General features: G+C 59.9%; 21 protein-coding genes. 8 read left to right on the top strand and 13 right to left on the bottom strand.

Going from position 1 to position 17,248, the window contains the following annotated elements:
- Positions 1 to 6: 6 nt before the first annotated feature.
- The 5 genes from lptB to H8L67_RS08430 are packed head-to-tail and all read right to left on the bottom strand — an operon-like array spanning position 7 to position 3,303.
- Positions 7 to 726 (bottom strand): LPS export ABC transporter ATP-binding protein, encoded by a 720-nt coding sequence (gene lptB / locus H8L67_RS08450; protein WP_220379395.1) that lies wholly within the window; start codon positions 724 to 726, stop codon positions 7 to 9.
- Between the two features lie 3 nt (positions 727 to 729).
- Positions 730 to 1,215 carry a lipopolysaccharide transport periplasmic protein LptA gene (lptA, locus tag H8L67_RS08445; RefSeq protein ID WP_220379394.1) on the bottom strand — a complete coding sequence of 162 codons (486 nt, stop codon included), beginning with the start codon at positions 1,213 to 1,215 and terminating at the stop codon, positions 730 to 732.
- Entirely contained in the window at positions 1,202 to 1,762 is a 561-nt protein-coding gene (lptC, locus tag H8L67_RS08440) for an LPS export ABC transporter periplasmic protein LptC (RefSeq protein ID WP_220379393.1), read from the bottom strand. The genes lptA and lptC overlap by 14 nt, the downstream gene beginning before the upstream one ends.
- On the bottom strand, positions 1,759 to 2,304 hold the full coding sequence (locus H8L67_RS08435) for a KdsC family phosphatase (protein ID WP_220379392.1): 546 nt from the start codon (positions 2,302 to 2,304) through the stop codon (positions 1,759 to 1,761). The genes lptC and H8L67_RS08435 overlap by 4 nt, the downstream gene beginning before the upstream one ends.
- A 6-nt stretch (positions 2,305 to 2,310) precedes the next feature.
- On the bottom strand, positions 2,311 to 3,303 hold the full coding sequence (locus H8L67_RS08430) for a KpsF/GutQ family sugar-phosphate isomerase (protein ID WP_220379391.1): 993 nt from the start codon (positions 3,301 to 3,303) through the stop codon (positions 2,311 to 2,313).
- Positions 3,304 to 3,358: 55 nt separating this feature from the next.
- On the opposite strand from H8L67_RS08430, the gene H8L67_RS08425 reads away from it, so the two are divergent.
- From H8L67_RS08425 to H8L67_RS08415, 3 genes are read left to right on the top strand one after another with little or no spacing between them, the layout of a single operon-like run.
- The gene (locus H8L67_RS08425) at positions 3,359 to 3,601 is read left to right on the top strand and encodes a BolA family protein (RefSeq protein ID WP_220379390.1); all 243 of its coding nucleotides are present in this window, start codon (positions 3,359 to 3,361) and stop codon (positions 3,599 to 3,601) included.
- A 24-nt stretch (positions 3,602 to 3,625) separates the two neighbouring features.
- Positions 3,626 to 4,903, top strand: a complete 1,278-nt coding sequence (murA, locus tag H8L67_RS08420) for a UDP-N-acetylglucosamine 1-carboxyvinyltransferase (protein ID WP_220379389.1) — start codon at positions 3,626 to 3,628, stop codon at positions 4,901 to 4,903.
- Positions 4,904 to 4,938: 35 nt separating this feature from the next.
- A complete protein-coding gene (locus tag H8L67_RS08415; RefSeq protein WP_220379388.1) occupies positions 4,939 to 6,204 on the top strand; it encodes a phospholipase D-like domain-containing protein in 1,266 nt (421 codons plus the stop codon).
- A 20-nt stretch (positions 6,205 to 6,224) separates the two neighbouring features.
- Here the strand turns inward: H8L67_RS08415 and H8L67_RS08410 are convergent, their stop codons facing one another.
- The 4 genes from H8L67_RS08410 to purM are packed head-to-tail and all read right to left on the bottom strand — an operon-like array spanning position 6,225 to position 9,420.
- Positions 6,225 to 6,911, bottom strand: a complete 687-nt coding sequence (locus H8L67_RS08410; protein WP_220379387.1) for a DUF3108 domain-containing protein — start codon at positions 6,909 to 6,911, stop codon at positions 6,225 to 6,227.
- Complete coding sequence (locus H8L67_RS08405) at positions 6,908 to 7,756, bottom strand: DUF3108 domain-containing protein (RefSeq protein ID WP_220379386.1); 849 nt, start codon at positions 7,754 to 7,756, stop codon at positions 6,908 to 6,910. Before H8L67_RS08405 ends, H8L67_RS08410 begins: the two co-directional genes overlap by 4 nt.
- The gene (gene purN / locus H8L67_RS08400) at positions 7,753 to 8,394 is read right to left on the bottom strand and encodes a phosphoribosylglycinamide formyltransferase (RefSeq protein WP_220379385.1); all 642 of its coding nucleotides are present in this window, start codon (positions 8,392 to 8,394) and stop codon (positions 7,753 to 7,755) included. Before purN ends, H8L67_RS08405 begins: the two co-directional genes overlap by 4 nt.
- 6 nt (positions 8,395 to 8,400) lie before the next feature.
- Positions 8,401 to 9,420, bottom strand: a complete 1,020-nt coding sequence (gene purM, locus H8L67_RS08395) for a phosphoribosylformylglycinamidine cyclo-ligase (RefSeq protein ID WP_220380796.1) — start codon at positions 9,418 to 9,420, stop codon at positions 8,401 to 8,403.
- A 159-nt stretch (positions 9,421 to 9,579) separates the two neighbouring features.
- Between purM and H8L67_RS08390 the strand changes: the two genes are divergently transcribed.
- The 3 genes from H8L67_RS08390 to H8L67_RS08380 are packed head-to-tail and all read left to right on the top strand — an operon-like array spanning position 9,580 to position 12,544.
- Positions 9,580 to 10,677 carry a DUF2066 domain-containing protein gene (locus H8L67_RS08390; RefSeq protein ID WP_220379384.1) on the top strand — a complete coding sequence of 366 codons (1,098 nt, stop codon included), beginning with the start codon at positions 9,580 to 9,582 and terminating at the stop codon, positions 10,675 to 10,677.
- The gene (locus H8L67_RS08385; RefSeq protein WP_220379383.1) at positions 10,674 to 11,837 is read left to right on the top strand and encodes an AI-2E family transporter; all 1,164 of its coding nucleotides are present in this window, start codon (positions 10,674 to 10,676) and stop codon (positions 11,835 to 11,837) included. The genes H8L67_RS08390 and H8L67_RS08385 overlap by 4 nt, the downstream gene beginning before the upstream one ends.
- Complete coding sequence (locus tag H8L67_RS08380) at positions 11,834 to 12,544, top strand: HdaA/DnaA family protein (protein ID WP_220379382.1); 711 nt, start codon at positions 11,834 to 11,836, stop codon at positions 12,542 to 12,544. Before H8L67_RS08385 ends, H8L67_RS08380 begins: the two co-directional genes overlap by 4 nt.
- Positions 12,545 to 12,548: 4 nt before the next feature.
- Here the strand turns inward: H8L67_RS08380 and murU are convergent, their stop codons facing one another.
- The 4 genes from murU to H8L67_RS08360 all read right to left on the bottom strand — a co-directional run bounded on the left by murU (position 12,549) and on the right by H8L67_RS08360 (position 16,173).
- Positions 12,549 to 13,271 (bottom strand): N-acetylmuramate alpha-1-phosphate uridylyltransferase MurU, encoded by a 723-nt coding sequence (gene murU, locus H8L67_RS08375; RefSeq protein ID WP_255555947.1) that lies wholly within the window; start codon positions 13,269 to 13,271, stop codon positions 12,549 to 12,551.
- Entirely contained in the window at positions 13,268 to 14,293 is a 1,026-nt protein-coding gene (locus H8L67_RS08370; RefSeq protein ID WP_220379381.1) for an aminoglycoside phosphotransferase family protein, read from the bottom strand. The genes murU and H8L67_RS08370 overlap by 4 nt, the downstream gene beginning before the upstream one ends.
- 69 nt (positions 14,294 to 14,362) lie before the next feature.
- Positions 14,363 to 14,620, bottom strand: coding sequence for a GlsB/YeaQ/YmgE family stress response membrane protein (locus H8L67_RS08365; protein ID WP_220379380.1), 258 nt, complete (start codon positions 14,618 to 14,620; stop codon positions 14,363 to 14,365).
- Positions 14,621 to 14,673: 53 nt separating this feature from the next.
- Positions 14,674 to 16,173, bottom strand: a complete 1,500-nt coding sequence (locus H8L67_RS08360; RefSeq protein WP_220379379.1) for a M20 family metallopeptidase — start codon at positions 16,171 to 16,173, stop codon at positions 14,674 to 14,676.
- 150 nt (positions 16,174 to 16,323) lie between these two features.
- On the opposite strand from H8L67_RS08360, the gene H8L67_RS08355 reads away from it, so the two are divergent.
- Positions 16,324 to 16,644 (top strand): ComEA family DNA-binding protein, encoded by a 321-nt coding sequence (locus tag H8L67_RS08355; RefSeq protein ID WP_220379378.1) that lies wholly within the window; start codon positions 16,324 to 16,326, stop codon positions 16,642 to 16,644.
- 9 nt (positions 16,645 to 16,653) lie between these two features.
- A complete protein-coding gene (locus H8L67_RS08350; RefSeq protein ID WP_220379377.1) occupies positions 16,654 to 17,247 on the top strand; it encodes a HutD/Ves family protein in 594 nt (197 codons plus the stop codon).
- Position 17,248 lies beyond the last annotated feature (1 nt).

The raw sequence follows: 17,248 nt of genomic DNA, 5'->3' as shown, positions 1-17,248 counted from the left end.
ACTGCCCTAAAGCCTGAAGCCCTCACCGAGATAGACACGGCGAACATCAGCATCAGCCAGCAATTCGTCAGGTGTACCCTGCGCCAAGACGGCCCCCTCGTTGAGAATATACGCCCTTTCGCAGATGCCCAAGGTTTCGCGCACGTTGTGGTCGGTGATTAGCACGCCGATGCCGCGATCTTTGAGGTGACGGACGATACGCTGGATTTCGGTGACGGAAATCGGATCCACACCGGCGAAGGGTTCGTCCAGCAACATCAGCCGCGGTTTGGCGGCCAAGGCGCGCGCGATTTCAACGCGGCGACGTTCACCGCCGGACAGGCTGGCGCCTTGTTGATCTGCCACGTGCGTGACTTGCAGTTCTTCCAATAGCGATTCGAGTTCGCGATCGCGGCCTTTCTTGTCGAGATCTTTGCGCAACTCCAGCACGAGCTTGATGTTGTCGCGAACCGACAGGCGGCGGAACACCGACGGCTCTTGCGGCAAATAGCCGACACCGAGCGTGGCGCGCGTGTACATGGCCTTCGACGTGATGTCCTGACCGTCCAAAACGATGCGACCCGCATCCGCTTGGACCAGGCCGACAATCATGTAAAAACAGGTGGTTTTGCCGGCGCCGTTGGGACCGAGCAGCCCGACGACTTCACCGGGATTCAAGCTCAAGCCGAAGTCTTTGACAACCTCGCGGGATTTGTATTTCTTGCGCAGTCCTTCAGCAATCAGCATCGGTCAACCCTTGGGCATGATGACCATCTTGACCCGGGTGCCATCGCCCCCGCTGTTCACGTGGCCGGACTTGGTGTTGTACACGATGCGCGAACCCGACATCGAACCGCGCGGCTGGGTGACCGTGACGTTGCCCGACAAGGTGATCACTTCATTGACGAAGTCGTAGTCGGCGTTGGCCGATTTGCTGCTCATCGGGGTGCCGTCGTCGAGTTCCTGGCTGACCGTGACGCCGCCGCTCAATTGGCCGCGTTGCGGACGACCATTGGCTTGGGTGATCACCGCGCGTGCGGCGTTCACCTTCAGGGTGCCTTGGGTGATGATCACATTGCCGGTCAGGGTACAGGTCATCGATGCGCCGAGAATGCACTGTTGGGTGGAAGCCTCGATATTCATCGGCGCCTTGCGATCGCTGGAACGCGCATGGGCACCGCCGACGAAGAGGACGGCCACTGCGACTGCGCCGATCAGGCGCTTAGCGGGAGACATTGGGATCATATTGGGCTCGGACTTCCGATTTCAGATTGACGCGGTCCTGGTCCATTTGGGCTTCGAAACCACGACCGCGAAGTATAACGCCGGGCTGCGATACGGTGACCAAGTCGTCACTCACGGCGCGGTTTTGCTGCGGGAAAACATTCATTTTGTCGCTGCGCAGTTCGGCTTGGCTTTGGCCGGTCGGCGACCGCATAAGGACATCGCCGCGCAAGCGCACTTCTTCGGCCTTGTCAGACACCCAAGCGGTCTTGGACGTTGCTTCCCAGAGCCGGTTTTGTTTGTCGGGGAAGGTGAAGGTCGGGGTTTGCAGGGTCATGCTGTGGTCGTTCGGGTTGCGCTCCAACAGCGGCGCTTTCAACGTGAAAGCGCGTTGCCCTGTGGCGTTAAGCGCGACGATGCTGAAGTCGTGCAGGACATAGTCGGGCGCGGCCGCATCCGGCGCTACCGATTTCAAGCGTTCTTGCGCGCGCCAAACGGCGATGCCCGACAACAGGGCACCCACCACCAACGCCAGCGTGATTGCAGTGCGCCAGTTCATTGCGCGTCACCCGCGTTGTAAATGGCATCCGCGAACCCGTGTGCGGCAAGCAACACATCACACAGTTCGCGTGCACCGCCGCGGCCCCCGGCTTTTTGCGCAGCGAAGTGCGCAATCGGTTTCACGCAGGCGTGCGCATCGGCAGGAATCGCCGCCAAGCCGACCAAACGCATGACTTCCAAGTCAGGCAGATCGTCGCCCATGAAGGCGACTTGCTCGAGTGTGAGGCCCAAAGAGGCGGCCAAGGCGCGAATGCAACCAGCCTTGTTTTTTTCGCCGGTAAAGACGTGCTGCACCTTGAGTTCGCGCCCGCGCGCTTCAACGATCCGGCTTTCCCGGGCAGTCACAAAGGCAACTTCGAAACCGTGGCGCACCAGCAGGGCAATGCCCATGCCATCTTGCGAGTGAAAGGCCTTGAGTTCACGACCTTCCGAGTCGAACACCAAGCGTCCGTCGGTCAGGGTGCCATCGATGTCGAAGGCCACCAAGCGCACAGCTTCGGCGCGCGATTGCAGATCGGGTGAATGGGGGATGGAAGGCATAGGCAATCAGACCACGCGGGCCCGCAACAGGTCGTGAATATTCAGCGCGCCGACCAATTTGGCGTTGTCATCCACCACCAGCAAGGCGTTGATTTGATGCGTTTCCATCAATTTCGCCGCTTCCACGGCCAATTGATCGGGGCCGATCGTGCGCGGCGTGCGCGTCATCACCGATTCGATCGGGGTGGTGTGGACATCCAGCCCGGGCGTATTGAGCGTGCGGCGAAGGTCGCCGTCGGTGAACAGTCCCAGCAGGTGTCCGTCTTCGCGGGTGATGGCGGTCATGCCCAAGCGTTTGCGGCTCATTTCCACGAGCGCATCCCCGAGGCTTGCATGTTGGCCCACGCGCGGAATCTCGTCGCCGACATGCATCACGTTGTGGATGTGCAATAACAGGCGCCGACCCAGGCTGCCCGCCGGGTGGGAGCGGGCGAAATCGTCGGAGGTGAATCCGCGAGCTTCCAGCAAGGCCACGGCCAGGGCGTCGCCCATCGCCAAGGCGGCGGTGGTGCTGCTGGTCGGGGCGAGATCCAGCGGACAGGCTTCGGCCGGAACACTGACATCCAGATGCACGGCAGAAGCGCGCGCCAGGCGTGATTCCGGTTTCCCCGTCATCGACACCACGGTGTTGCCTTGACGGGCGAGGACCGGCAAGAGCATCAGCAATTCGTCGGTTTCGCCCGAGTTCGACAGCATCAACACAGTGTCGGCATCGGTAATCATGCCGAGGTCGCCATGCCCGGCTTCACCCGGATGGACGAAAAATGCCGGCGTGCCGGTGGAAGCGAGCGTGGCTGCGATTTTGCGTGCCACGTGCCCCGACTTGCCCATGCCGACGCAAACTACCCGGCCGGTAGTGGTCATCAAGGCCTGGCAGGCGGCGCTGAAAGCACCGTCAATCCGGCCGCCGACCACGCGTAACGCGTCGGCTTCGATGTCAAACACCCGGCGCCCACTGGCGGCGAAATCCATGGGATCCGGCAATCCTTTCTCGGACATTTCAACGGTCATCCGTTACGCTGTAGGGCTAGTTTAAACCGCGCGAGAGAAGCCCATGAATCCAGACACCATCCGCAGCATGATCGAAGCCGGAATGCCCGGCGCACGCGTGGCGGTGCAGGGTGATGACGGCGTGCATTTCGAAGCCCAGGTCATCAGCGATGATTTCAAGGGCAAGTTGCCATTGGCACGTCATCGTCTGGTCTACGCCACCTTGGGGGACAAGATGGGCGGCGAAATCCACGCGCTGGCACTCAAGACTTTGACGCAGGAAGAAGCCGCGGCCGCTGGTCGCTGAGCACTTCCGATACCGGGAATTCAAATGCAAAAAATTGTGGTGGAAGGTGGCGTGGTGCTCGACGGCGAAGTAGTGATTTCCGGCGCCAAGAATGCGGTGTTGCCGATTTTGTGCGCGACCTTGTTGGCCGACGATGTGGTCACGGTGCGCAATGTGCCGAACCTGCACGACGTGAAAACCACGGCCAAGGTGTTGGAGGGTCTGGGCGCAACCATCACGGTTGACGAGTCCACCTTCGGCACCGGTCAGGACAGCGCGATCGTCGTCGACCCGCGCACCGTCAACAGCCACGTCGCGCCGTACGAATTGGTGCGCACCATGCGCGCGTCGGTCTTGGTATTGGGGCCCTTGTTGGCCAAACACGGTGCCGCGGAGGTATCGCTGCCCGGCGGTTGCGCCATCGGCTCCCGTCCGGTGGATCAGCATTTGAAGGGGATGGAAGCCTTGGGTGCCGAAGTCGTGGTGGAGCACGGCTACATTCGTGCCACGGCAAAGAAATTGAAAGGGGCCACAGTGGTGTTCGACATGGTGAGCGTCGGCGCCACCGAAAACGTCTTGATGGCGGCCACGTTGGCGGAAGGGACATCGGTGTTGGAAAACGCCGCGATGGAACCTGAAATCGTTGATCTCGCCAATTGCCTGATCGCCATGGGTGCGGACATTGAAGGCGCCGGCACCTCGCGCATCATCGTCCGCGGCGTGCCGCGTTTGCATGGCGCAAGCCACAACGTGCTTGCCGACCGCATCGAAACGGGGACGTTCCTGGTGGCCGCCGCCATGACCGGTGGCAGTGTGACCTGTAAGAACGCCAATCCCGATGCCATGGATGCCGTGCTGCGCAAGCTTGAGCAAGCCGGCGCGGAAATCACTGTAAACGGCACGGATATCCGGCTCGACATGCACGGCAAACGTCCAAAGGCGGTCGACATCGTGACAGCGCCGCACCCGGCGTTTCCCACCGACATGCAGGCGCAATTCATGGCGATGGCCTGTATCTCAGACGGCGCGTCGGTGGTGAACGAAACCATCTTTGAAAATCGCTTCATGCATGTGCAAGAGCTGCAACGTTTGGGTGCCGACATCAAGGTCGATGGCCACGCGGCCTTGGTACGCGGCGTGGAAGGTCTCTCCGGCGCACCGGTGATGGCCACTGATTTGCGCGCATCGGCCTGTTTGATTCTTGCCGGCTTGGTTGCGCAAGGCGAAACCCAAATTGATCGCATTTATCACTTGGATCGCGGCTACGAAAACATCGAGCAGAAATTCGCCGGGCTGGGAGCAACGATCCGGCGCATCGCATGAGACTGAGAGATCGCATTCACTGGAGTAAGAAGCGCATGATCTGGACGATCTTGTTGACCGTGTTGGCCAGTGTTTTGGCGGTGGTGTTGGTGATGAATTTCGCCACGCCGGAAAAGAAGTTGGAGCGAAAGATTGAACATCGCTACAACTTGGACGATCCGCAATACGAACGCGAACTCTCAGTCTTGCTCGGGCCTTCGATCACCCAAGGCAATACGGTCGAGGCGCTGGAAAACGGCGATGAAATTTTCCCCGCGATGCTGGACGGCATTCGCAGTGCGCAACACACCATCACCTTTGAAACCTATATCTATTGGTCGGGGCATGTGGGCCAACAATTCGTCGATGCCCTGAGCGAGCGTGCGCGCGCCGGCGTGCAAGTGCGGGTGATGTTGGATTGGGTCGGCAGCGTCAAGATGGACGAAGCGATGCTGGAGCAATTGAAAAGCAGTGGTGCCAGCGTGCATCAATACCGTCCGTTGCGTTGGTACAACCTCGGTCGGATGAACAACCGCACGCACCGCAAGCTGTTGATCATTGACGGCAAAATCGGTTTCACCGGCGGCGTCGGCGTGGCCGACCAGTGGGAGGGCCATGCCCAAGATGCCGACCACTGGCGTGATTTGCATTTCCGCTTCGAAGGGCCGGTGGTGGCGCAGGCGCAAGCGGCATTCAATGACAACTGGATCAAGACCACCGGCGAAGTCTTGAACGGACCGAAGTACTTCCCGGCGCTGCCGGCGGCGGGCGACATGGATGCGCAACTATTTATCGCCTCGCCCTCGGGCGGCAGCGAAAGCATGCACCTCATGTATTTGATGACGATCGCGGCGGCCGAACGCAGCATCGATCTGCAGGCCGCCTATTTCGTGCCCGATGATCTGATCATGAAGGCGCTTCAAGCCGCGCGCAAACGCGGCGTGCGAGTTCGCGTCATCGTGCCGGGCAAACACATAGATTCGGACTCCGTACGACTGGCGTCCAAAGCCCATTGGGGTGATTTGCTCAAAGAAGGCATCGAAATCTACGAATACCAGCCGACGATGATGCACAACAAGCTGTTGATCGTGGATGGTTTGTTGGTCTCGGTGGGTTCCACCAATTTCGATGTGCGGTCATTCCGCTTGAATGATGAGGCGAGCTTGAACATCTATAGCGCGGCCTTCGCCGCGCATATGACGCAAATCTTCGAGAAGGATTTGAAGCTGACGGTGCGCTACACCTACGAGATGTGGGAGAAGCGGCCGCTGAAAGAAAAACTGTTCGAAAAATTCGTACTGCCGCTCAAGTCACAACTCTGACCGAGCGGCAACCGTGGCCATCAATTGACGGATTGCAGTTTCAAGTCCGTCACTGCGCCGTCGTCAGTCTGGCGCAAGCGCACCGGCACCGGGTAGCCGTCGGCGACCCACACGGCGAGCTCGTCACCCTTGTCGTTACGAACGACTTTGGTCGCAGATACGGTCTTGCCGCCCACGGTCACGTTCTCTTTGCCAGCCACCGTGAAGTTCATGGTTTTGGCTTTCCCGTTTTCCAGCATGCGGTAGCGCAGCGGCTTGCCGGCTTTTACGTCACGTACCAACGCAAGGTCGAGTGCCAACGGATCCACGTCGCCGGCTTGAAGTTTGATCGGACCTTGGCGGTCAGCTTTCACATCGCCGCTCCAACGCGCCTCGCCCTTGCCCCAATCAAAGGTGCCCGAACGGTTCAATTTCTTGCCGACGAATTTACGGTTATCCGCGCTCGACACCATCTTCCACTGCGCGCCGCTGGCGTCGAAGACGCTCGAATACGCGGCCGAACCGAGCATGGCGTCGACACTCAACACTGCTTTGTAGCGCGACCCGGATTGCGACAGCGACATCTTGCCGGTGCCGGACATCCCCATATACGTGGCTTTGTAGGTGGCGTTGAACGGTTGCAGACCTTCGGCTTGCGCCGTGCCAGTCACGAACAGCGCCGCGGCCAAGCTCACAGCGGCAAACGAGGAAACGGAACGAATTTTCATTGAATCACCTTGTAAGAGGCGAGCTGGAGATCCAGTTCACCGACATCGTCTTGAACCAATAACATCCGGATCGGCGTTGGCACGCCTTCCGATACCCAAACGGTCAGGCTTTCGTCTGCCGACACACCGGTGCGACGTACAGGCAGCGCTTGGAAACCATCTTCGCCCACCTTCAGCGTTTCCTGCGCCGCGGCGGCGAGGAAATGGATTGGCTTGGCGCGGCCACGATCCACCAGTCGATAGTTCAAGGCCTGACCCGGACGGGCATCTCGCACCACGGCCAAATTCACCAGCAGCAAGTTCATGTCACCGGGCTGCAGTGCCACCGGCAGTTGGCGCGACTTCTTGATGTCGCCGGTCCAGCGCGCTTGTTGCGTTTGCCAGTTGTAGGTACCGACAATCTTGTCCGAGCTCAGCACCGTCTTCAGCACGGTGCTTTGCGACACCGGAACATAGCGCGTGCCGACTTGGTCGAACACTGTGCTTTGTTGTGAATTCAGCGCCGCGAAACCGGCCAAGCCCTTGGTGCCGCGAATGCCGAGATCCACGCGCCATCGATTCGGCCCGAGACGCACCACTTGCATCATTGCGGTGCCGGCCAAACTGCCTTTGCGATAGACCTGATAGTTCGATTGAAAGCCCTGCAGTGCGCGCGGTTGCCCGGTCACCAGGATTTGCTTCTCCGGTTCCAGCACCACCGGATTGGCTGGCGTGGTTTGCGTGGTCGGAGCCGAAGAAACCGGTACGGCATCCTTCGGTGCGGCCTGTTGCTGCGCGTAGGCCAAACCTGTGCCGGCGCAAAGCGCGGCAATGGCGACCATTGAGCGGGCAGGGAGAGGTTTCATCCGCCGCACTCTATCTGAAGGGGCCTAAATTCTTGATGACCGTCCGAAATTGCGCCGTTTTCGTTCAGTTTCAGAGTGCCGCTGCAAAGCTGTTCCAATACACGGATCAGCAAGACGTGCTCGCAATCCAATACGCGAGCCGCCAATTCGGTGGCGTTCTCATTCGGGCGGATCTTCAAACGGCTGTGTCCGAGCACCGGCCCCGCGTCCAATTCCGGAATGACTTGGTGCACGGTCGCGCCATGTTCGGTTTCGCCGGCATCCAGCGCCCGCTGATGGGTATCGAGTCCGGGAAATTTCGGCAGCAAGGACGGGTGGACATTGATGATGCGTCCGCGCTGCGCCGTTATGAAATGCGAAGACAAGATGCGCATATAGCCGGCGCACAACACCAGGTCGGGTCGCACCGCCGCGACGGCCTCGGTGAGCGCGTGTTCGTAAGCCTCACGCGTCTCGAAAGCGCGCACAGGCTGTGACCAGCGCAAGGTTTCAGGCACGCGCTTCAAGGCTTGCGCCGCCGGCTTGTCTGAAAACACGCCGACGATCTCGGCGTTCAAGGTTTTCTGCGCAATCGCATCCAGAACGGCTTGCAAATTGGTGCCGCGCCCGGAGCAGAGCACGGCGATGCGCAGGCCCATGTCAGTTCAGCCGATGTGGACGCGAGATGCCGTGTCGGATGTCTTGACGACTTGACCGATGCGCCAATGGCGCAGTGATTGCGTATCGAGTTCCGCTTCAATTGCCGCGACACTGGCGAGCGGCGCGATCAAGACAAAACCGATGCCGCAATTGAAAGTCAGCCACATTTCCGGCAGTGCCACATTGCCTTCGCGCTGCAGCCACTGGAAGACCGGCGGCATTTCCCAGCTACGCGCGTCGATGTCCAAGCCGAGACCATCGGGAATCACACGGATGATGTTTTCGGTCAGGCCGCCGCCGGTGATATGCGCCATGGCCGAAATCTCATGCGATTTGAGCAGTTTCAGCACCGGCTTCACGTACAACTGCGTCGGCGCCATCAACGCGTCGATCAACGGCACGCCGCCGATGTCGGTGTCGTGCGGCGCACCGCTGCGCTCAAGAATCTTGCGGATCAGGGAATAGCCGTTCGAATGCGGGCCGCTGGAAGCGATACCGATGAGCACATCGCCTTCGCGGACTTTGCTGCCATCAATGATCTCGTCCTTCTCGACCGCCGCGACGCAGAAGCCGGCGAGGTCGTATTCGCCAGGCGCGTACATGTCGGGCATCTCAGCGGTTTCGCCGCCGATCAGGGCGCAGCCGGATTGTTCGCAGCCGTTGGCGATGCCGGCAATCACATTGGCGGCGGTATCCACGTCGAGTTTGCCTGTGGCGAAATAATCCAAGAAGAACAGGGGCTCCGCGCCTTGCACCAAAACATCGTTCACGCACATCGCCACCAAATCGATGCCGATGGTGTCGTGGCGGTTGAACTGCTGTGCCAACTTCAATTTGGTGCCGACGCCGTCGGTGCCGGAGACCAACACGGGTTCGCGGTACTTGCCGGACAAATTGAACAGGGCGCCGAAGCCACCCAGGCCGCCCATCACTTCCGGACGGGTGGTGCGCTTGACCAGCGGCTTGATCCGTTCGACCAAGGCATTGCCCGCATGGATATCCACGCCGGCATCGCGGTAGGTCATCGGGGTTTGGGCGTCATCAATCGGTTGGCTCACGGGGCGTCCGGCGTACTGGTTTGAGCCGACAAGTTTAACAATCACGAGGCCGGCGCAGGCGGTGTGATGGACGGCTCATCTGGGATGCGGCAACATATTCTTTCGGCAAAGGACGTGGGAACGGGCATGCGCGCAGGATTTCTAACTGCAGGGTTCATGGCATTGATGCTGGCTTTCGGGCCTGCGCACGCACAGCGTGTCGAAGGGGATGCGGTCAAAGCGACCGGCGCGTATGCCGCCGAAGTGCCGGTGAACAACCAGACCGTCGCCCAGCGCAACAACGGCATGGCCCGCGCATTGCTCAAAGTCCTGACCAACGTCACCGGCGACAAAAACCCGATCACGCGCGAAGGCGTGGCCGAAGCACTGCGTAACGCATCGAGCTACGCCAGCGGCTACGACTACCGCCAAGACGAGGGAACCTCAAGTACCGGCGCCCCCACGTTCAAGACCATGCTGGTCGTCCGTTTCAACGAGTCGAAGATCAATCAACTGGTCAGCGAGTCCGGCCTGCCTGTGTGGCCGACGCCGCGACCGAAACCCGTGCTGTGGATGGCCATTGATGACGGATCCGGCCCGCGATTGGTGGGCTTGCCGCAGGTCAATGCCGCGCGACCTGTGTTGGATCGCGCCAAAGCGCGCGGTTACCGCTTGGGTCTGCCGGCCGGCAATGCCGCCGAACAAGCCGTCGCCGGCGCGATCTGGCGTGGCGATACCTCCGCCGTGGCCCGCGCCTCGCAAGCTTATCAACCGCCCATGCAGCTCATCGGCAAGATCTATCGCAGTGGTGCGGGATGGAAAGCGGACTGGACCTTTGTAGACAAAGGCCGCGTCTTGTCGCGCTCCAGTGCCGTCGATGGCGACGCACGCAAGGCCATGGCCAAAGGTGCGGATATCGCCGGCGATGCCCTGTTGCGCAAATACGCACGTGGCGGTCGTCCCGCCAAGAAACCGGAACCGGTGGTGGTCAAACCGACCGAATTCGTGCTGACCGTGACCGGTGTCGATTCGGGCGATCGTTACCGCGCGTTGATCAACGCCATCGAATCGAAGTCGGGCGTGAAGTCGCTGACGCCGCTCTCGGCAGATGGCAGCAGCTTGACCCTGGAAGTCGGCATGGTCGGCGGACAAGACGACTTCGACAAAGCGATGGTCGAGCTTGAACGCGTGGATACCGATACCACCGACGAAGGCATGACGGGCGCAAGCTACAGGCTCAAATGACGCAGGATTCCCGTATCGCCTTGGATGACATCGCCACGTTTTTCAGGCGATTGCAGTGGGCTGCCGTCGCGTTTTTCGCACTCTGGGTGTTGTGGTTGCTGGCACCGGTATTGACGCCATTCGCTGTTGCGGCGCTTCTGGGTTGGATGGGCGATCCGTTGGCCGATCGCCTCGAGGCGCGCGGTTTGTCGCGCAATACTGCGGTGATCATTGTGTTCGCGATGATGTCCACGGTCGCCTTGATCGGCTTGCTGGTCTTGGTGCCGATGATCGAGCGCCAGATCGTGACGCTGATCGAGTCCTTACCGAAATACCGCGATTGGGTGCTCGGGACCTTGGTGCCGGCCATCGAGCACCGCCTCCACCTCAACATTTCCGGGTATCTGGATCCGGACAATTTGTTCGAACTGGTGCGTTCGCATTGGAGCCAGGCCGGCGATTTCGCGAGCCAAGTGCTTTCCTATGTGAGCAAGTCGGGTTTCGCCTTGCTGGCGATGGCAGCGAACGTCGTTTTGATTCCTGTGCTCACGTTCTTCTTCCTGCGTGATTGGGATTTGTTTGTCGGGCGTGTCGAGTCATTGGTGCCGCGCGATCATATTGAAACGGTGCATCGCTTGGCGTCGGAATCGAGCCAAATGCTGCGGGAATTTCTGCGCGGTCAACTTCTGGTGATGTTGGTGCTCGCGCTGTTGTACGCGGTCGGGCTGCGTTTGGTCGGGCTGGAACTCGGCATCCTGATCGGCCTGTTGGGCGGCCTTTTCACTTTTGTGCCGTACCTCGGTCCTGCCACCATCATCGTGTTGGGCAGCATTGCCGCGTTGGTGCAGTTCGGTGATTGGCAACACATCGCCGGCGTTGCCGTGGTGTTTGCTGTGGGCCAGGTCATCGAAAGCTATTGGTTGACGCCAAAGCTCGTCGGTAATCGTATCGGCCTGCATCCGGTCGCAGTGATCTTCGCGGTGATGGCCGGCGGGCAATTGTTCGGGTTCCTTGGCATGTTGATCGCCTTGCCGGTGGCAGCGGTGGCGAATGTCTTGCTGCGTTATGCCCGCGAACGTTACACCGCCAGCAAGCTCTATGGCGGCGAGCAGTTTCATGACAAGCCCGTCATCATCATCGATGACGCGGCGTTGCCGGAATCGCAAGACGGCCTGACATGAATTCAGGTATTCCGCAGTTGCCACTGGCACTCGGATCGGCGCGCGACATCGGTTTTGATGCGTTGATCGGGCTGGATGATGGGTTGCGCGCGCGTCTGGAAGCGATTGCCGAGGGCAAGTCTCACACCCATCTTTGTGTCAGTGGTCCGGTTGGGTCCGGGAAGACGCATGTCTTGATGGCGATGGTGGCGCATGCGCGTCGTGCCGGCCTTTCTGCGGCTTACCTGTCAGTGACACCATTGCGCGGTGCGTTGGCGCAGGTGCTGCCGATGCAGCAGTCACATGCGTTGGTGTGCGTCGATCATCCGGACTCGGTATTGGGTGGCTACCCCGATGAAGAGGCGCTGTTCCACTTCCACAACGCGATGACGGATGCGAAAGCGAACATCGTCTATTCGCTATCGAAACCGGTGCAAGAAACGACGTTTGTCTTGCCCGATTTGCGTTCGCGCTTGGCGCAGTGTGAGCACGTGGTGATGCGCGCGTTGGACGATGCCGGGCGCGCACAGATGTTGCAAGCCGCTGCCGCCGCACGCGGCATGGAGATGGAGGATGCCGCCGTGCAGTGGATGTTGCGACGGTTCGACCGCGACGCGCGTGCGTTGATCGCGGCGATTGACGTGATTGACGCGGCGTCGTTGGCGGCGCATCGGAAAATCACCATTCCCTTTTTGCGCGACATCTTTCCCGAGCAATCGGGCGCTTAAGGCATCAACGCAGCGCGATGTCGAGCGCGGCCAGACGGTCGGGTGTCCCGACGTCGGTCCAATGTCCGCGGTGGTGTTCGCCGGTGACACGACCGTGTTGCATGGCGTGTCGTAAGAGCGGCGCCAGTTTGAATCGAGGCGGTGTTTCGCGGCTGCCCGCTGCATCGCCGATGACAGCTCTCCAGTTTTCCAGAATATTCGGCGTATAAACGCCGATCCCTGAAAACGTGAGCGTTTCCGCCCCGGTCGGATGCACATGATGGTCAGCATCCAAAGCGAAGTCTCCGCCGGGGTGCTGCACCGGATTATCGACCAACACCAAGTGTGCGGCGCCGCGTGGTTGCGCAGGTAACCGTGAGAATTCGAAGTCTGTCCAGACATCGCCGTTGACCGCGATGAATGCCGCCTCCGGCGACTGCGCGTCTTGCAGAACGCGCAAGGCATTGTGCATACCGCCGCCGGTTTCCAGCGGAACACCGCCTTCATAGACGTAGCTGAGCGTCAGGTTCCAGCGACTGCCGTCACCGAGTGTCGGTTCGAACTGTTCGGCCAACCAAGACGTATTCAATACCACGTGTTTGACACCCGCGCGTGCCAGGTTTTCCAAATGCCAAACGACCAAGGGTTTGCCGCCGACCTCCAGCAAGGGCTTGGGCGTGTGGTCGGTCAACGGGCGCATACGTTCGCCAAGACCCGCCGCAAAAATCAGTGCGGCCGGTGTGCTCACGCCGGTGCGTCCGTTTGCTTGGCTTCCAGCGCCGCCATGGCCGGTTTGATGCGCGTGTCGATGAAGGATTGCAGTGCGGAAAGCTCGGGATACTTCGGCAACACCGCGTCGAGGTAATGAAAAAACCGCGGCACATCGGTCAAGTATTTCGGCTTGAAATCGCGATGATGCAAACGCGCGAAAATGCCGATCACTTTCAAGTGACGTTGCACACCGATGAGCTCCGCGTCGCGGATGAAGGCGTCAAGCGCAGGTACCGGCAGACCTTCGGCATCCGCCATGGCGTGGTAGCGCTGCAGCCAGGTGTCGACGCGTTCAGTCGGCCAACTGAGGAAAGCGTCTTTGAACAGCGACAACGCATCGTAGGCAATCGGGCCGACTACCGCGTCTTGAAAATCGAGTACTGCGGGTCCGTTTTCAGCTTGCATCAAATTGCGCGGCATGAAGTCGCGGTGCACCAGAACGGTGTTCTGTGCCAAGGCGTTGTTGATCAAGAAACGATAGGCCGCGTCGAGCATCTCCATCTCGCCGCAATCCAAACTCAAGCCGAGGTGCGTGCCGCAGAACCAAGTGTCGAACAACCGAAGCTCACGACCGAGCATCTCGTCGTCGTACTGTGGCAAGTCGTCGGGTGGCGTAGCTTTTTGCAGCTTGATCAACTGCATCATGGCGGCGTCGAAGAAAGCATCCGCATTGTGTGCGTCGATGTCGTGCAAATAGGTGTTCGCGCCCAGATCTTCCAACAGCAGAAAACCCTGTGTGGTGTCCTGTGCCAGCAAACCCGGCACGCGCACACCTGCCGCTTCCAAAATGTCGCGCATGCGCAACCACGGTCGCACATCTTCCTTGTCAGTCGGCGAATCCATGATGATGCGCGAGGGCGATAAGGCGGTCGTGCGCCAATAGCTGCGGAAGCCGGCGTCGGTGGAGGCGCGCTCCAGCCCGATGTCACCGTCTTGCAATGCCTCACGTGCCCAAGCCAGGCGTTCTGCAGCGCGAATGTCGTCGATTGAGTCAGTCATGGAAAACATTGTCCGGAAAAACAGAACCCCGGCAAGCCGGGGTTCTGTGGCAACACTTGTCAGTCGGGATCAAACGCGCGTTTTCGGCTTGCGGATCATTTCATAAATGAACAACAGGACGATGGCGAGAACGATGGCAAGGGCCCATTGCACCAAGGTGTTGGTGATGCCCATTGTTTGGCTCAAATAGCCACCGGCCAATGCACCGAGAATACCGAGGACGATGGTCAGGATCCAGCCCATCGGGTCTGCACCCGGTTTGATCCAGCGCGCGAGAATACCGATAACCAGACCACCGACGATGTAACCGATCCACGATGCGAACATGTATCTATCTCCAGAAAGCCAAGGGGTTGAGTCCCCATAGTACCTAAATTCGTTCAGCAGCAACCATGGTCGCCATGGCGGTCACCGGAGTCCGCCGCCACGCCCGATCCGGTGGTTTCACCGCGTTGGCTCGCGGCAAAATGGGCCGAGATGACATGGGCCACACAGGCGGTCAGTTTCTTGCCCATCGGGATGTGCAGGAACTCGTTCGGACCATGGGCATTGCTATGCGGACCGAGCACACCGGTGATCATGAACTGCGCCGCCGGGAATTTTTCGCCGAGCATGCCCATGAAGGGAATGGTGCCGCCTTCACCCATGTACATCGCCGGCTTGCCGAAGAACGCATGGCTGGCTTGGTCGATCGCCTCGGACAACCACGGTGACAGGGCCGGTGCGTTCCAGCCGGTGGAGGATTTTTCAAGACTGAAGCTGACCTTGGCATTGTTCGGTGGATCTTTGAGCAAGGCTTCTTGCAAGACCTGGCCACCGGTGCTGCCGTCCAAAGTCGGCGGCAAACGCAAGGAAAGTTTCACCGCGGTGTAGGGACGCAAGACGTTGCCGGCGGAATCGAGTGCGGGCATGCCGTCGACACCGGTCACCGAGAGTGCGGGACGCCAAGTGCGGTTCAGCACCAGCTCGGTGTTTTCCTTGGCCATCGGTTGAATGCCTTCCACCAACGGAAATTTGTCGAACACTTCATCGCCCAGCACTTCCGCCACTTTTGCGGCTTGCTGCATGCGTTCCTGCGGAATCTCGACATGCAAGCCATCGAGTTTGATCTTGCCGGTGCCTTCGTCCTCGATGCGATCAATCAGTTGACGCAGCAAACGGAAGCTCGACGGCACGATGCCGGATGCGTCGCCGCTATGCACGCCTTCCTCCAAAACGTCGACGCGCAAATTGCCGCCAGCGAGTCCGCGCAACGAGGTCGTGCACCAGAGTTGATCGTAATTGCCACAACCCGAATCCAGACACACGACCAACGAAGGCTTGCCGAGGCGCGGTGCGAGATGGTCGACGTAGGCGGGCAAATCGTAGCTGCCGGATTCCTCACAGGCTTCGATCAAGATGACGCAGCGCGCATGCGGCAACTTTTGCGATTGCAGCGCCAGAATCGACGTGAGCGAACCGAAAATCGCATAGCCGTCATCGGCGCCGCCGCGGCCGTAGAGCTTGTCGCCCTTCAACACCGGGGTCCAAGGCGACAGACCTTCGGCTTCGTCCCAACCGGTCATTTCGGGTTGTTTGTCCAAGTGGCCGTAGAGCAGCACGGTGTCGTCGGCGTTGTCGCTGCCACTGGCCGGAATATCGATGAAGATCAGCGGCGTGCGGCCATCCAGACGCACCACCTCCACCGTCATCCCCGGAATTTTCTGTGCGCGCGCCCAGGTTTCCATCAGCGCGACCGCTTTGTCCATGTAGCCGTTCTTCACCCAATCGGTGTCGAACATGGGGGATTTGTTCGGAATCTTGATGTATTCGACCAATTGCGGAACGATCTCGCTGTCCCACTTTTCGTTGACGAAATCACTGAGGCGCTGGTTATCCATGATGGCTCCTGTATCCAAGCATCGATTTTAGCCCGCGTAGTGTTAGGTGCGGATCAGTGCGGAGATCACCTACCTGAAATTAGGGGTATACGGAAGGTGTCAAACCGGCGGACTCGCGAGACTGGGCTTCCTGCCTTGTAAAGGATTCGCATGTTTTATCTGAACTTTCTGCGTGCTGCGGCGCTCTGCCTGCTGATGTGTGTCAGCGGTCGGGTGTTGGCCGACGAAACCGTCGATATCAACCTCGCCGACGTGGCGACCTTGGATCGCGTTTTGTTGAATGTGGGCCCGGCCAAGGCCGCTGCGATCGTCGCCTTCCGCGAGGCCAACGGGCCGTTCAAGCGCATTGAAGACCTCGCGGAAGTCAAAGGCATCGGCGCCAAGACGCTGGAAAAAAATCGGGCCCGTATCACCGTCGCGAGCAAGCCCGCGCAGACGCGCGATCCGGAGTGGCGTCGCGTACCGCGTTAGACTTCGCGCATGACCACCGGTTTCGACATCATTCGTTTCGACGAGCTCATCGCGCAGCCATGGAAAAATGGCGCCGGTACGACACGAGAGATCGCCCGTGATGGCAGTGGCGATGCTTGGGATTGGCGCATATCCATCGCCGATGTGGTGGCCACGGCACCGTTCTCCGAATTTCCCGGCATTGATCGCATTCTTGTTCTGTTGGAAGGCGAGGGGATCGCCTTGGATTTCGACGACGGTCGTCGCGTCGCGTTGACGCCGCCGTTTGGCTTTGCGCGATTCGAGGGAGAAGCCGCATTGACCGGACGACCGACCGACGGTGCGACGCGGGATTTCAATTTGATGTGGCGTCGCTCGCATTTGGCGGCCGATTTCGATGTGCGACCGGTGGTGGGCAGTTGGCTGTTGTGCCAAGCGCCGCAGGAAACCTGGATCGTGCACGTTGCTGCCGGTTCGCTGACGCTGACCGATGCCGGTGCGTCTTTAGGGCGTGGCGACACGCTCTGTGTGCGTGGTGGCGAACGCAGCAAGTTGCGAATGGAGGGCGCCGGCACTGTTTTTGTCGCGCGTTTACGCCCTGCGGGCGATCAGGTCGCGTCTTGAA

It is taken from the genome of Lysobacter soyae (genome assembly GCF_019551435.1).
GTDB classification, from domain to species: domain Bacteria; phylum Pseudomonadota; class Gammaproteobacteria; order Xanthomonadales; family Xanthomonadaceae; genus Solilutibacter; species Solilutibacter soyae.
The sequence above is the reverse complement of the archived record's forward strand: the minus strand, read 5'-3'. Positions and strand labels throughout refer to the sequence as shown.